Source organism: Micromonospora sp. KC721, from assembly GCF_004348355.1.
Classification (GTDB): Bacteria; Actinomycetota; Actinomycetes; order Mycobacteriales; family Micromonosporaceae; genus Micromonospora.
Map to the genome: position 1 here is coordinate 1 of NZ_SMJY01000190.1, position 11691 is coordinate 11691.

General features: G+C 71.4%; 13 protein-coding genes and 1 pseudogene. 11 read left to right on the plus strand and 3 right to left on the minus strand.

The window, feature by feature from the left end; all coding sequences use genetic code 11:
* From E1182_RS31295 to E1182_RS24880, 7 genes and pseudogenes are all read left to right on the plus strand, one after another.
* Positions 1–772 (plus strand): annotated as a pseudogene (locus E1182_RS31295) (hypothetical protein); the annotation flags it as partial.
* A 114-nt stretch (positions 773–886) separates the two neighbouring features.
* Entirely contained in the window at positions 887–1897 is a 1011-nt protein-coding gene (locus tag E1182_RS24855; protein ID WP_132269574.1) for a hypothetical protein, read from the plus strand.
* 98 nt (positions 1898–1995) lie between these two features.
* Complete coding sequence (locus E1182_RS24860) at positions 1996–2859, plus strand: hypothetical protein (protein WP_132269576.1); 864 nt, start codon at positions 1996–1998, stop codon at positions 2857–2859.
* Positions 2860–2931: 72 nt separating this feature from the next.
* Entirely contained in the window at positions 2932–3594 is a 663-nt protein-coding gene (locus tag E1182_RS24865) for a hypothetical protein (protein WP_243706405.1), read from the plus strand.
* A complete protein-coding gene (locus E1182_RS24870; RefSeq protein ID WP_132269578.1) occupies positions 3591–4400 on the plus strand; it encodes an SDR family oxidoreductase in 810 nt (269 codons plus the stop codon). The genes E1182_RS24865 and E1182_RS24870 overlap by 4 nt, the downstream gene beginning before the upstream one ends.
* Before the next feature lie 158 nt (positions 4401–4558).
* Complete coding sequence (pyrE, locus tag E1182_RS24875) at positions 4559–5098, plus strand: orotate phosphoribosyltransferase (RefSeq protein ID WP_132269581.1); 540 nt, start codon at positions 4559–4561, stop codon at positions 5096–5098.
* Between the two features lie 57 nt (positions 5099–5155).
* Positions 5156–5533 (plus strand): helix-turn-helix transcriptional regulator, encoded by a 378-nt coding sequence (locus E1182_RS24880; protein ID WP_007454255.1) that lies wholly within the window; start codon positions 5156–5158, stop codon positions 5531–5533.
* Positions 5534–5709: 176 nt separating this feature from the next.
* Here E1182_RS24880 and E1182_RS24885 read toward each other — a convergent pair whose 3' ends face one another.
* The gene (locus tag E1182_RS24885) at positions 5710–6417 is read right to left on the minus strand and encodes a DedA family protein (protein ID WP_132269583.1); all 708 of its coding nucleotides are present in this window, start codon (positions 6415–6417) and stop codon (positions 5710–5712) included.
* A gap of 394 nt (positions 6418–6811) precedes the next feature.
* Here E1182_RS24885 and E1182_RS24890 point away from each other — a divergent pair, with 394 nt between their 5' ends.
* A complete protein-coding gene (locus E1182_RS24890) occupies positions 6812–7297 on the plus strand; it encodes a SigE family RNA polymerase sigma factor (RefSeq protein ID WP_132269586.1) in 486 nt (161 codons plus the stop codon).
* A gap of 8 nt (positions 7298–7305) precedes the next feature.
* On the plus strand, positions 7306–8358 hold the full coding sequence (locus tag E1182_RS24895; RefSeq protein ID WP_243706407.1) for an LCP family protein: 1053 nt from the start codon (positions 7306–7308) through the stop codon (positions 8356–8358).
* A 17-nt stretch (positions 8359–8375) separates the two neighbouring features.
* Here E1182_RS24895 and E1182_RS24900 read toward each other — a convergent pair whose 3' ends face one another.
* A complete protein-coding gene (locus E1182_RS24900; RefSeq protein ID WP_132269590.1) occupies positions 8376–8588 on the minus strand; it encodes a hypothetical protein in 213 nt (70 codons plus the stop codon).
* A gap of 132 nt (positions 8589–8720) precedes the next feature.
* On the opposite strand from E1182_RS24900, the gene E1182_RS24905 reads away from it, so the two are divergent.
* Positions 8721–9104 (plus strand): phage holin family protein, encoded by a 384-nt coding sequence (locus tag E1182_RS24905; RefSeq protein WP_132269592.1) that lies wholly within the window; start codon positions 8721–8723, stop codon positions 9102–9104.
* A gap of 144 nt (positions 9105–9248) precedes the next feature.
* On the plus strand, positions 9249–10271 hold the full coding sequence (gene fbaA / locus E1182_RS24910; RefSeq protein WP_132269594.1) for a class II fructose-bisphosphate aldolase: 1023 nt from the start codon (positions 9249–9251) through the stop codon (positions 10269–10271).
* Between the two features lie 60 nt (positions 10272–10331).
* Here the strand turns inward: fbaA and E1182_RS24915 are convergent, their stop codons facing one another.
* Positions 10332–11543: an LOG family protein gene (locus E1182_RS24915; protein WP_207921507.1), complete on the minus strand. Its 1212-nt coding sequence runs from the start codon at positions 11541–11543 to the stop codon at positions 10332–10334.
* Between the last annotated feature and the right edge of the window lie 148 nt (positions 11544–11691).

Below are 11691 nucleotides of genomic sequence, written 5' to 3' on the forward strand. Positions count from 1 at the left end.
CTCCGTCACCACCGCCTCGTGGTTGCAGATCACCGCGGTGGTCGTCCTGCTCGCCCTGGCCGGCGTGCTCGTGTGGCAGGCCGTGGACTGGGACGGGCAGATCGACCGGGCCGCCCGCCTGGTGCCCGACGCGGACCCGGAGGAGGTCCGCAGCGAGCGGTTCGGCAACGTTTTCATGACCTGCCTTCTGGGCGTGCCCACGCTGCTGTTCGCCGGATGGCTCGGGGCCACCGCCGTCGGTGTGCGCCGGGGCAGCAACACCGCCCGGATCCTGGTCTTCGTGGCCGGCGGCTGCCAGCTGCTGCTCACCTGCGGCCAGGGCTGCTCCGGGGCGCTGGCGATCCCGCTGATGTTCGGTGTCGCCGACGCCGACGCCGACGCCGACGCCGAGGAGTGGGACACGGCCGTGGAAGGCGTCCTCGGCGAGCAATCCAGGTTCCTCGACACCCTCTACCCACCCGATGCCTCCTTCAGCCTGCGCGACGACATCCTGTTCGGCACCGCCACCGGTGGGACCGTGCTGGTCTTCCTGCTCACCCTGGCGGCGGTGGTGTTGCTGGCGCTGCCGGTGGCGCAGCGCTGGTTCGTGCCACCGGCCCAGCACGCCGTACGCCCACCGGCACCGGTCACGTTCATGTTGCCGCCCGGCTACATGGTCTGCCCCGACCCCCGCGCGCACGGCGTGCCGCCGCAGTTCCCGCCCGCCGCGACGCCGCCCCCTGGTGCGGCGACGTCCGACCCGCACGATCCGGCCGGGCCGGTCACCCACTGATCCCACCCGGCAGGCCGTGGCACCGGGACGGCTGCCACGCGGCCAGCGGCCGTCGTCGGCCCACCGCAGGGGAGTACGCCCACGGCCGGCGGCGGGGCCACTAGTCTCGGAGCGGTGTCACCGTCCCGTCGTCGCCGTCTCCCACCGCGTGCGGTGGGCGCCGCCGGCTACCTCCAGGGGTTCGTACTGGCCGGGGTGGCGACGGTGCTGGCCACCCGGGCCTACCTTCTGGCGACCGGCTATCCGCAGCTCGGCGGGGGCGGCCTGCACCTCGCCCATGTGCTCTGGGGCGGCCTGCTGATGGCCCTCGGGCTGGGCGTGGCCCTGGTCTTCCTGGGCGGCACGGCCCGGATGACCGGTGCGATCGTCGGCGGGATCGGCTTCGGCCTGTTCATCGACGAGGTGGGCAAATTCGTCACCGCCGAGACCGACTACTTCTACCGGCCGGCGGCCTCCATCATCTACGCCGTCTTCGCCCTGCTCGTGGTGATCACCCAGGCGGTGCGTGACCGGATGACGCTCACCTCGGGCGAGCGGGTGGCAAACGCCCTGGACACCGTGGTGGGCGGGGTCGGCCGGGGGTTGACCGACCGGCGCCGGGTGACCACCCTGCGGATGGTGCGCGGTGCCGGCCCGGAGGTCGAGTACGCGGTGTCCCAACTGCTCGACGCGGTACCGCGCCGGGAGCCGCCACCCCGCCGGTTCTGGCAGCCGTGGCTGGCGTGGCTGCGTACCTGGGCGGTCCGGGTGATCACGGCGCGCTGGGTGGTCGCGCTGGTGGTGATCTACCTGGTCGCCGAGCCGGTGACCAACGTGGTGTCCGTCGTGGTGGACGGGGTGACCGGTCGGCTGGACGAGGCGCGGGAGTGGGGCGCGCTGCTCGGCGTGTCGGCCGCCGCGCTGGTCGCCGCGGTGTTGGGCATCCGGGCGGCGTTCCTGTTGCGCCCCGACCGGGCCGGCGCGTTCCGCCTGTTCAAGCTGGCCCTCCTGGTCAACCTGCTGTTCGGCCAGGTCTTCAACTTCACGGTCAACCAGTTCGGCGCGGTGGCCACGCTGGCGCTCGACCTCTTCCTGCTCGCGGTGGTGACCGGCGAACACCGGCGGGTACGCGCGCAGACCGGCTGAACGCGGCCGGGCACGCCACGACCCTCCGGCGCTGCTCCGGCGCGCGCGGGTGGGCCGCAGTGGATACGGTGTGGGCGCGATCCAAGGGAAGGAGAATCGTGGTCGATTCCCAGCACACACCGGCCCGCGCCCGGCCGGCCGTAGTGACGATTTCCAGCTACCTGCTGATTCTGTTCGCTCTGCTCCAGGTGATCAGCCTGATCATCGCGCTGGCCACCGCCGGCACGGTCCGCGAGGCGCTCGACGACGCGTACCGCGGCACCGCCGCGAACGGCGCACAGGAGGTCGCCACCTTCGCGATGGCGGCCATCATCGGTGGCGCCATCGTCGGGCTGCTGCTGGCGATCGTGCTCGCCGTGCTCGGCCTGTTCAACAACCGGGGCATGAACGGCACCCGCATCGCCACCTGGGTGCTCGGCGGCATCCTGTTCTGCTGCTGCGGCCTCAACACGGCCGGCGGGTTCGCCAACGGCATCGGCACCACCGGCGGCCCGACCGACGGTGACATGCCCAGCGGCGACGAGGTCGCCCGCCGGTTGGAGGAGGCCCTGCCTTCCTGGTACACCCCGGTCACCACGACGCTGGCGGTGCTCACCCTGCTGTCCCTGCTGGTGGCGCTGATCCTGCTGGCGCTGCCGAAGGCGAACGAGTTCTTCCGCAAGCCGCAGCCGGCCTGGGAGCCGCCCGCCCCGGGTGCCGCCTATCCGGGCTACCCGGCCACCCCGGGCTACCCGCAGCCGGGTTACCCGGCGGCTCCGGGTCAGCCCGGTTACCCGACGGCTCCGGGTCAGTCGCAGCCGTCGACCGGTGCGGAGTGGCAGGCGCCGCCGCCCTCCTCACCGGGAGAGTCCTCCGCGCCGTCGGGCACGCCCGACGCGCCGTCGGCCGGTCAGAGTGACCCGGGTCGTCCCGCCGACGGCCCCGGCCAGTCGGGGGACAGCAGCCCGCCGTCCACCTCCTGACGGGCGCGTAGCAGCGACGCGACGGTTTCCTCCGAGTAGGTTGCAACCCGACGCCTACCGGAGGGAATCGTCGTGTCGTACCCGCACCAGGCGCCGGAGTTCCGGCCCGCCGCCGTGCCGGCCCGCCGACCGGCCTCGGTCACGCTGGCGGCGGTGGTACTGGCGCTGATGACCCTCGGGGCCGTGGCCTACGCCGTCACGGCCCTGCTCGCCCTCGGTGGCACCGTCGACCGGTTCCGTGCCGCGGCCGGCACCGGCGCGGACGCCGACGACATCAGCGCGATGGTGACCCTGCTCCGGGTCGGCACCATCGTCTCGGCGATGGTGACGGTCCTGGTCGGCCTGGTGCTGGTCGGCCTCGCGGTCGGCCTGCTCGCCGGTCGCCGGGGTGCCCAACTGTCCACGTGGGTGGTCAGCGGGCTGGGCCTGCTCGGCGGCTGCTGCACCCTGGCCGCGCTGGTCGGGCAGCGGGCCGCTCCGCTGGAGGTGGGCGACCCCGGGCTGCTACCGCTGCTCGGCGAGGCGTACCCGGCTTGGTGGCTGCCGGTCAACGCGGGGCTTTCGGTGGCTCAGTTGCTCGGCTACCTTGTGGTGGCCGTGCTGCTCGCCCTCCCCGCGGCGCACCGCTGGTTCGGTGCGCACCGCCCCGCGCAGCCGGCCGCCCCGCCGCAGAACCCGTACCATCTTCACCCGCCGCAGGGCGCGCGGCCGCCGGAGTGGAAGGAGTCGCGTTGACCGCCGACCACCCGGGCAGCACGCGACGGGCGCTGGTCACCGGCGCCACCGCCGGCATCGGGGCGGCATTCGCCCGGCGGCTCGCCGCTGACGGCGCGGACCTGGTGTTGGTGGCCCGCACCGCAGACCGGCTCGCGGAGGTCGCCACCGAGCTGACCGACCGGTACGGCCACCGGGTGGAGACGATCCCCGCCGACCTGTCCACCGTCGACGGCTGCGCACCGGTCACCCGCCGGCTCGCCGCCGGGCCGCCGGTCGACCTGCTGGTCAACAACGCCGGGATCAGCCTGGACCGGTCCTTCCTCCGGTCCAGCGTGGAGGACGAGGAACGGCTGCTCCGGTTGAACGTGCACGCCGTGCTGCGACTGACTCTGGCGGCCCTCGGTCCGATGACGGAACGACGCCACGGGGCAGTGATAAATGTCTCTTCAGTTTCCGGGTTCGGGCCGGTGATGCCGGGGTCGACGTATCCGGCGAGCAAGGCGTGGGTGACGAGTTTCAGCGAATCGGTGGACCTGTCGGTGCGGCCGTTCGGCGTACGGGTGATGGCGCTCTGCCCCGGCTACACGGCCACCGGCTACCACGAGCGCAACGGCATCGACATGTCCGGCACGCCGCGTTGGATGTGGCTCAGAGCCGACGACGTGGTCGCCGAAGCCCTACGTGACCTGCGCAAAGGCAAACAGGTCAGCGTTCCCGACTGGAAGTACAAGCTCGCCGTGGCGGGTCTGCGGCACGCGCCGCGCCGGCTGCTGCGGCTGGCGTACCGGGACCGGCGCGGGCGGGTCGGGCCGGCCGACGACTGACCGGAGGAGCTCGCCCGACGGGGTTGGCCGACCACCCTACTGCCTCGCAGGGCAGTCGCACAGCGTAGCGGTCCATCGCCACTCGTCGGTCGCTCGGCAGGCTGACCCGGCAGGACCCCGCACACGGGGCACAGACTCGCGCAGTAACCTCTATCGCCATGGGCGACCACGACGACCTGCGCAAATTCATCATCGACCTGGCTGTGGTCCATGGCCGAGTGGTGCTCTCATCCGGCCGTGAGGCGGACTGGTACGTCGATCTGCGCCGCGTTACGCTCCATCACCGTGCCGCACCGCTGGTCGGCCGGGTGATGCGTGATCTCACCGCAGACTGGGAGTACGACGCCGTCGGTGGGCTGACCCTGGGCGCGGATCCGATCGCCGTGTCGATGTTGCACGCGGCCGCAGAGGCCGACCATCCGGTGGACGCCTTCGTGGTCCGCAAGGCCGGCAAGGCGCACGGTCTGCAACGTCGGATCGAGGGGCCTGACATCGCCGGCCGGCGGGTACTCGCGGTGGAGGACACCTCGACGACAGGGGGCAGTGTGCTGACCGCGGTCGAGGCACTTCGCGAGGCCGGGGCAGAGGTGGTGGGTGTGGCGGTTATTGTTGATCGTGGCGCTGGGGACGCCGTACGTGCCGCCGGATTGTCGTACCGGGCCGCCTATACGTTGGCTGACCTCGACCTTCTGGCGTAAAAGTTTGCCGATTCAGATCTGCTGATATGCAGGCGGATCGATGCTGCTGGTGGAAGGATGGAATACGTGGGAACTGCGTTGGCTGAAATGACCATGCCTCAGATCTCGCCGCTTGCCGGCGAGCCGATCGAACGAGCCGATGCCGAGCGGCTCGCGGGGGTCCTCAAGGCCCTCGCCGACCCCGCCCGGCTGCGGCTGCTCAGCCTGATCCAGTCGGCGCCCGAGGGCGAGGCGTGCGTGTGTGACCTGACCGCGCCGCTCGGCCTCTCGCAGCCGACGGTCAGCCACCACCTGCGTATCCTCACCGAGGCCGGCTTGCTGGAGCGGGAGAAGCGCGGTGTGTGGGCCTACTACCGGCTGGTGCCGTCCGCGATCGCGACGATCGCGGACCTGCTCACGCCGCCGCGCAAGCGGGCCACCAAGAAGGCCCGCTGACCCCTGATCCGCTCGTCGCCCCGCCCGGGGCGACGTTCGGTGGCGTACCCAGGGGTGGTGCCACCGGACGATGACGCCTGCCCGTCAACGGCAAGCCGTCATCGTGTCAGCAGGGGTTCGTGGACAGATACCACGCTGGCCGGTCCTCGGAAGGGCCGGCCAGCTGGTCCTGTCCGTCAGTACTGCCCGTAGTGCTCGCGGGTTTCCCGGATCGCCTCCTCGGCGGCGGCCACCTCCTCGGGCGTGGTGCCCCGCTTGGCGGCCAACCGCGCCCGCAGCAGTTCCACCGCGATCGGGATCACCGAGAGCAGCACGATCCCGATGAGGATCATCTCGATGTTGGCCTTCACGAACGGGATCTGGCCGAGGAAGTAGCCGAGCACCGTGACGCCGGTGCCCCAGAGGATGGCGCCGACCACGTTGTAGATCACGAAGGTCCGGTAGCGCATCCGGCTCACCCCGGCGACGATCGGCGTGAAGGTCCGCACGATCGGCACGAACCGTGCCAGCACGATCGACCGGGCACCGTACTTCTCGAAGAACTCGTGCGCCTTGATCGCGTTCTCCTGCTTGAACAGCCGGGAGTTCGGCCGCCGGAACAGCGCCGGCCCGACCTTGCGCCCGAAGGCGTAACCGACCTGGTCGCCGGCGATCGCGGCGAGGGTGATCAGCAGACACACCAACCAGAGCGGGTACTTGATGTACTGCCCGTCGGCGGTGAGCAACCCGGCGGTGAACAGCAGCGAGTCACCCGGCAGGAAGAAACCGATCAGCAGGCCGGACTCGGCGAAGACGATCACCAGGATGCCGAGCAGCCCGAACGTGGAGATGAGCCACTCCGGATCCAGCCAGTCCGGCCCTAGGGCGAGCGTGGTGGTGGGCATCGCGGGTGACCTCCGAGTCTGCCTGTGGATGGTGACGGTTCGTCCGCCACCGGCGACGGCACGCCCCGTAGTGTAGGTGCCGCCCCTTTCCGGTTGGTGCGTGACGTCACACCCGGGCCGGAGCGACAACCCCGGCCGGGGTGTGACGGTGGCTCACAGTCGCGGGTCCACCGGCTCCGACTTGCAGGCCAGAATGGCGAAGATCAGCTCGGTGCCGACGCCACAGCGGAGCGCCCGGCGCCCACGCGTCCAGGGCAGCCAAACCAAGACCATGCTCGTGCAGGGTCAGGCCGGTGGAGCCAGCGGAGCTTACGGACTCGCCGCCCGGCGACGGGCCCTCGCAACGTTCCGCCGGTCCATCTCCGTCAACAGGAGCGGGACCCTGGGAGGTGCAGTGACGTACGAGGAGTTCACCGACTCGCGGCTGACCGCTCTGCTGCGGTACGCGGTCATGCTGACCGGCGACCCGCACCAGGCACAGGACCTGGTGCAGGAGACGATGGTGCGGGTCCAGTTGAACTGGCGGCGGGTGGCGCGGGCGGACTCGCCGGAGCGTTACGTCCGCCGGATGCTCACCAACCAGTACGTCGACTGGAGGCGCGGCTCCTGGGTACGCCGGGTGTTGCTGCGCGGCGATCCGGAGGATGCGGTGCCGGTCACCGTCGACCATGCGCAGGACGCGGTGGACCGTGACCAGGTCTGGTCCTGGCTGGCCCGGCTGCCCCGCCGACAGCGCGCGAGCCTGGTGTTGCGCTACTACGAGGACCTCCCGGACGCGGAGATCGCCGAGATCCTCGGCTGCGCCGTCGGCACCGTCCGTTCGTCCATCTCTCGCGCCCTCGCCACGCTGCGCACCGAACATGTGGAGGTCTGCTCATGATCGAGGAGATGGAGCTGCGAGCTGCGTTTGCCCGCCACGAGGAGCTGACCCCGCCGGTCGCTCCGCTGAGAGCGGCCATCGACAGGCTGGTCGTACGGCGTCGCCGACGCCGGCGTCGCCTCCAGGTCGGGACCACCGCGCTGGCGGTGCTGGTCCTGCTGGGCCTGGCGGCACCGCAGGTTGTCGGCCTGCCGGTGGAACGGGCCGGGTCAGGGGTGTTGAGCGGGGATCCGGGTGCCCGCAGCGGGGCACTGAACGTCCTGCTGGTCGGCGTCGACGGCTCGACGCGGCAGCCGGTGCGGCGGGCCGACTCGGTCCTGCTGGTGCACGTTCCCGCCGACCGCAGCCGGGCCTACCTCATCTCCCTGCCGCGTGACCTGGAGGTACCGATCCCGGGTCACGGCACCGACAAGTTGAGCGCCGCCTTCGCGTTCGGCGCCGGCGTGGACCGTCCCGACCTGTCCCGGGGGTACGAGCTGACCAGCCGCACCGTCGCCGACCTCACCGGTGTGCGCCTGGACGCGGGCGCGGTACTCACCTATCCCGTGCTGCGCGAGCTGACCGACACGGTCGGCGGGGTGGAGGTCTGCCTGCCCAGCCGGGTCACTTCCGTGCACACCGCGCGGGTCTTCCGAGCCGGCTGTCAGCGACTCGACGGCGCGGCCTCGGTCGACCTGCTCCGCCAGCGGCGGGGGCTGCCCGACGGCGCCTTCGACCGCGACCGTACCGCCCAGATCTTCGCCGCCGGGCTGGTCCGCAGGGCCAGGGAACAGGGCGTGCTCAATGATCCGGCCCGGCTCTCCGCGCTGGTCGCCACGGTCGGGGCGAAGATGGCTGTGGCGAGCGGTGGACCATCGCTGCTGGACCTGCTCCGGGTGGTGCCGGAGCTGAAGTCCCTCGATCCGGTCGGGATCAACCTGCCGGTCGGCGCGCCCGCCGGCCGGAGCTGGCTGGTCGGGATGGACCCGGTGGCGACGCCGCAGTTCCTCGCCGCGCTGCGCCAGGACCGGCTGGCGCAGTGGGTGGCGGAGCACCCGGGTCGGATCACCCCGATGGGGTGACCCGCACCCGCCCGCTGTCAGCGGTAGTCGTCCTCGTCGGCGGTGACCACCCGGGCCTGTTCCATCGCGTCCCAGTCGGCGACCTCCAGGCCGCGGTGCGGCTCGCCGTCGTCCTCGGTGGGGCCGGCCACCACGGACTGCTCCACCGCGTCGGCCGGCTCGGCCTCCAGGTCGCGTTCCTCCGGGCTGAGGTGGTCGCTCGGGGTGAACTCCTCTTCGGGGTAACCCATCGTCGTCCTCCTGAGTTCCGGCGGATTTCTCCCCACACGGTACGGGTTGTCGCCGGTTGTCGCCCGGCAGGCGGGCAAGCGGACTCGGTAGATCATGCCACCGGCGGCCGCCGGCGGTGCCAGGATGAGGGCGTGGGATTCCTGATCCGGCTGGTGATCACAGCGATCGCGCTGTGGGTCACCACCCTGGTCGTGCCCGGGGTCGAGGTCTCCGGCCGCACCGGCGCGAACACCGTGTTCACCCTGCTCGCCGTGGCATTGATCTTCGGTGTGGTCAACGCGGTGCTCAAGCCGGTCATCAAGGTGGTCGGCTGCGTGTTCTACCTGCTCACGCTCGGTCTGATCGCGCTGGTCGTCAACGCGTTGCTGTTCCTGCTCACCGACTGGATCGCGCGCGGGCTCGACCTGCCGTTCCGGGTGGACAATTTCTGGGCGGCGTTCTGGGGAGCGATCGTGATGGCGGTGGTGAGCTGGCTGATCAGCGTCGTCGTGCCGGACCGGCTGGAGCGCCGGTGACCGCCCTGGTGGGCGGGTACCGGGGCGGTTGTGTCGATCGCCAGCTCCTACGGGATACTTCCGGCGGTGGACAGCGCGGTCCGGCGCAACCGACGGAAGACAGCGGCCAGCGCGGCCGAGAGCGGTAAGTAAGGAGCGTTCGACATGCCCATCGCTTCCCCTGAGACCTACGCGGAGATGCTGGACCGGGCCAAGGCCGGCCAGTTCGCGTACCCCGCGATCAACGTGACGTCGTCGCAGACGCTGAACGCGGCGCTGAAGGGCTTCGCCGACGCGGAGAGCGACGGCATCATCCAGGTCTCCACCGGTGGCGCCGAGTACCTCTCCGGCCCGTCGATCAAGGACATGGTCACCGGCGCGGTCGCCTTCGCCGCGTACGCGCACGAGGTGGCCAAGAAGTACCCGGTCAACATCGCGCTGCACACCGACCACTGCCCGAAGGAGAAGCTGGACAAGTTCGTCCGCCCCCTGATGGCCATCTCGCAGGAGCGGGTGCGCAACGGTCAGGAGCCGCTGTTCCAGTCGCACATGTGGGACGGCTCGGCCGTGCCGGTCGCGGAGAACCTGGAGATCGCCGCGCAGCTGCTCGACGAGGCCGCCAAGGGCAAGATCGTCCTGGAGATCGAGGTTGGTGTCGTCGGCGGCGAGGAGGATGGCGTCGAGAACGAGATCAACGACAAGCTCTACACCACCGTCGAGGACGGCCTGGCCATGGTCGAGGCGCTCGGCCTGGGCGAGAAGGGCCGCTACATGGCGGCGCTGACCTTCGGCAACGTGCACGGTGTCTACAAGCCGGGCAACGTCAAGCTCCGCCCCGAGGTGCTCAACCACATCCAGTTGGCGGTCGGCGCCAAGTACGGCAAGGAGAAGCCGCTCAGCCTGGTCTTCCACGGCGGCTCCGGCTCGCTGCTGTCGGAGATCCGGGAGGCGCTGGACTACGGCGTGGTGAAGATGAACATCGACACCGACACCCAGTACACCTTCTCCCGGCCGGTCGCGGACCACATGTTCCGCAACTACGACGGGGTGCTCAAGGTCGACGGCGAGGTCGGCAACAAGAAGATGTACGACCCGCGCGTCTGGGGCAAGGCCGCCGAGGCCGGCATGGCCGCCCGGGTCGTGGAGGCGTGCGAGCACCTGCGCTCCACCGGTACCAAGTTGAAGTGACCTGCGCGTGACGGCACGACGGCCGGCGTCCCCGATCCGGGACGCCGGCCGTCGGCGCGTTCACGCCGTCGCCGTGAGCACCCGGATGGCCTCGTGCACGTCGTCGGTCAGGTGCACGGTGGTGGACAGGTCACCGAACGGGGAGGCGGCGAGGAGCGGCCGCAGCAGCGACTCCACCGGCAGCTCCCGGGTCCAGTACGCCCGGTCCAGGAAGACGTACGCCCCGCTTGCCCCGTCGGTGCCGTAGTACGTCTTGGTCGCCGCCTGGAACACCTCCTGCACCGTGCCGGCCCGGCCGGGCGCGAAGACGATCCCGCCCCGGGCCAGCCGCAGGATGGTGTCCTCCCGGATGGCGTTGGAGAAGTACTTGGCGATCCGCCCGGCGAAGAGGTTCGCCGGCTCGTGGCCGTACAGCCAGGTGGGGATGGCCAGTCCACCGGTGCGGGCCCAGTCCAGCCCCGGCTGCCGCTGCTGCGGGACGGCCGGTGCGGTGGCGTACCGCTGGCGGACGGCCAGTGCCGCAGCGGTGTAGCGGTCGTGGTCGGTGAAGTCGGGGGCGGTCGCCAGCAGGTCGATCGCCGTGGTCAGCTCGTCGGCCGGCCAGGCGGCGAGGAACGCGCCGAGGTTCGCCGCCTCCATCACGCCAGGGCCGCCGCCGGTCACCACCAACCGGTCGGCCCGGGCCAGCTCCCAGCCCAGCACGGCCGCCATCCGGTACGGCACGCTGCCGCGCGGTACCGCGTGCCCGCCCATCACGCCCACCACCGACTGTGGGCCGTGTGTCGTCAGCCAGGCACGGGTCGCGTCGGCCAGGGCGTTGTCGACGCCGTGGTCGTGCAGCCGCTGCCCGAGCGCCTCCTTCACGTCCGGCAGCGCGCCGCCGTGGGCGCGGAAGTGCGCGTACACCCGGGTGTCGTACATGCCGGCGAAGCCGCCTTCGGCGAAGCCGGCCGCGAGGTCGTCCGGGGTGTAGAGGTGTGACGGCTGGGTCGGGTACGGCAGCCCGGAGAAGGGCGGCACCACGTTCGCGCCACGCCGCACCAGGTCGGCGCCGACCTCCCGGTCGGTGAACCGGCAGCCCACGAAGAGGGTGCCGGTCACGTCGACGGTGGTCAGGTCGGGGACCGGGTCGAGGTCGAGGCGGAGCCCCTGGACGGTCAGCCCGGCCAGGCTTCCGCTGGCCAGCCGCTGGTCGAGTTCGGCCCGGGTCTCGATCTCGTCGTGGCTGGTGTCGTGGGGCGCGATGACGTCCGTGGGTGGTGGGGTCGGCACGCGCTCATCCTGCCCACCCCGCACAACCCGCCAAACCCGCACCCGCCGTGCCCCGGATCCGGCGGCGCGGCGGGGGCGAAGGCCGCGATGGTCCGACGCGGTCCGGGCGTCGTGCGGTGGCGCCGGATGCCGTATCTGGTGCTATCCC

Coding starts and splice junctions, on each gene's coding strand:
- pyrE (WP_132269581.1), top strand. CDS start 4,559: ATGGGCGACCACGACGACCTGCGCAAATTCATCATCGACCTGGCTGTG.
- E1182_RS24880 (WP_007454255.1), top strand. CDS start 5,156: ATGGAATACGTGGGAACTGCGTTGGCTGAAATGACCATGCCTCAGATC.
- E1182_RS24885 (WP_132269583.1), bottom strand. CDS start 6,417: ATGCCCACCACCACGCTCGCCCTAGGGCCGGACTGGCTGGATCCGGAG.
- E1182_RS24895 (WP_243706407.1), top strand. CDS start 7,306: ATGGAGCTGCGAGCTGCGTTTGCCCGCCACGAGGAGCTGACCCCGCCG.
- E1182_RS24900 (WP_132269590.1), bottom strand. CDS start 8,588: ATGGGTTACCCCGAAGAGGAGTTCACCCCGAGCGACCACCTCAGCCCG.
- fbaA (WP_132269594.1), top strand. CDS start 9,249: ATGCCCATCGCTTCCCCTGAGACCTACGCGGAGATGCTGGACCGGGCC.